Source organism: Bradyrhizobium sp. INPA03-11B (assembly GCF_040446015.1).
Taxonomy (GTDB): domain Bacteria; phylum Pseudomonadota; class Alphaproteobacteria; order Rhizobiales; family Xanthobacteraceae; genus Bradyrhizobium; species Bradyrhizobium macuxiense_A.
Window position 1 is genome coordinate 1 of sequence record NZ_JASGSR010000258.1, and the last position, 1681, is coordinate 1681.

General features: G+C 66.8%; 2 protein-coding genes and 2 pseudogenes. 2 read left to right on the top strand and 2 right to left on the bottom strand.

Features of this window, described 5'->3' with window-relative positions:
* Window positions 1-289: pseudogene (locus QMZ05_RS40755) on the top strand (SAM-dependent methyltransferase); the annotation flags it as partial.
* Window positions 282-785, top strand: a complete 504-nt coding sequence (locus QMZ05_RS40760) for a DUF2938 domain-containing protein (RefSeq protein WP_353705880.1) — start codon at window positions 282-284, stop codon at window positions 783-785. The pseudogene QMZ05_RS40755 and the gene QMZ05_RS40760, both read left to right, overlap by 8 nt.
* A gap of 122 nt (window positions 786-907) precedes the next feature.
* On the opposite strand, the gene QMZ05_RS40765 is transcribed toward QMZ05_RS40760, so the two are convergent.
* Together QMZ05_RS40765 and QMZ05_RS40770 are read right to left on the bottom strand one after the other, a co-directional pair.
* Complete coding sequence (locus tag QMZ05_RS40765) at window positions 908-1402, bottom strand: VOC family protein (RefSeq protein ID WP_353705881.1); 495 nt, start codon at window positions 1400-1402, stop codon at window positions 908-910.
* Window positions 1403-1537: 135 nt separating this feature from the next.
* Window positions 1538-1681 (bottom strand): annotated as a pseudogene (locus QMZ05_RS40770) (carboxymuconolactone decarboxylase family protein); the annotation flags it as partial.

Consider the following 1681-nt stretch of genomic DNA (forward strand, 5'->3'; position numbering starts at 1 on the left):
GGACCGCAAGCGGGTCGAGAGCATCCTGAAGGACAGCGGCTGGGACGCGATCGCGGTCGAGCCGGTCGATGTCGCCCTGAGCTTTCCGGCAACAGAGCTGACCCGTTACGTGAGCTGGCTCGGCCCGGTCGGCACGATGCTGCAGGGGATGGAAGGGCCGCTTCGCGCAGAGGTGATCGACACCGTGCGCGGTGCGTTCGACCGCTATCTCGATGCCGGCGAGATTCGCTTCACCGCCGCCTGCTGGATGGTCGCGGCGCGAGCGCCAGTGGAGGCTGTCAATGGCTGACGCCCTGGATTATCTGGCGAGCGCGGTGCTGATCGGCGCCGGCGCGACCATCGTGATGGACATCTGGGGGATGGTCCGCACGCATCTGCTTGGCATGCCGTCGCTGGACTACGCGTTGGTCGGCCGCTGGCTCGGCCATCTCGCATCCGGGAGGGTGCGTCACGGCCGCATCGCCGCGTCGCCGCCAGTTGCGGGCGAGCGGGTCGTCGGATGGGCTGCGCACTATCTGATCGGGATCGGCTTTGCCGGCGTGCTGCTCGCGATCTTCGGCCTCGATTGGGCGCGGCAGCCGACCATCGGTCCGGCACTGCTGGTCGGGATCGGCAGCGTGGCCGCACCGTTCCTGGTGATGCAGCCGGCAATGGGCGCCGGCATCGCCGCGAGCCGGACGCCGAAGCCATGGGCCGCGCGGCTGCAGAGCCTCCTGACGCATGCGGTGTTCGGCGTTGGGCTCTATGCGGCCGGCTGGCTCGGGCGTGTGGTGTTTGACCCGTAGCCCGGATGGAGCGCAGCGTAATCCGGGTCTGCCTTAACGAATCAAGGACCCCGGATTTCGCTTCGCTTCATCCGGGCTACGAAATTATCAGCCTACGGAATTACAATTGTCGGGCTACGGAATTACCCCGCCCGCTGCTTCAGCAATTCCTCCAGATCCAGCCGCCGCGTGAACATTGCAAGCTTGCCGTCGGCGCTGCGCGGCCATTCGGCTTCGGGCCGGTCCCAATAGAGCTCGACGCCGTTCTCATCGGGATCGCGCAAATAGAGCGCCTGGCTGACGCCGTGGTCGCTGGCGCCGTCGAGCTGGATGCCGGCGGACAGCACGCGATGCAGCGCATCGGCGAGCGCCGGGCGGCTCGGATAGAGAATGGCGGTGTGGAACAGGCCGGTGGTGCCGGGTGGCGGCGGACGGCCGCCCTTGCTCTCCCAGGTGTTGAGGCCGATGTGGTGGTGATAGCCGCCGGCCGAGATGAAGGCCGCGTCCGTCCCCAGTCTCTGCTGCAGCTCGAAGCCGAGCACGCCGCAATAGAAGCCGAGCGCCCGCTCGAGATCGGCGACCTTGAGGTGGACATGCCCGATCCGCGTGCCCGCGATGATGGGGGGATTTTCTGGCATGACCGGGCTCCGTTGGCATCAATGCCGTGCCATCAGGGGCAAGGCTTCTCCTCCTGATATAGTCCGGATTTGCCGGGGCCGGAGCGATCCATCCGGAAACGCAGCGTTTCCGAATGACGCCACGGCCGGCCGGGTCTAGCAGAGCTCCGACAGCTCGCCGCCGGGCAGCTGGAACTCGAACGTGTTCAGCGTCATCGACACCATGGTGTAGTAGCCGCAGAGGCCGATCACCTCGACCAGGCCGCGTTGGCTCAGCACCTCGATCGCCTCGTCATACAG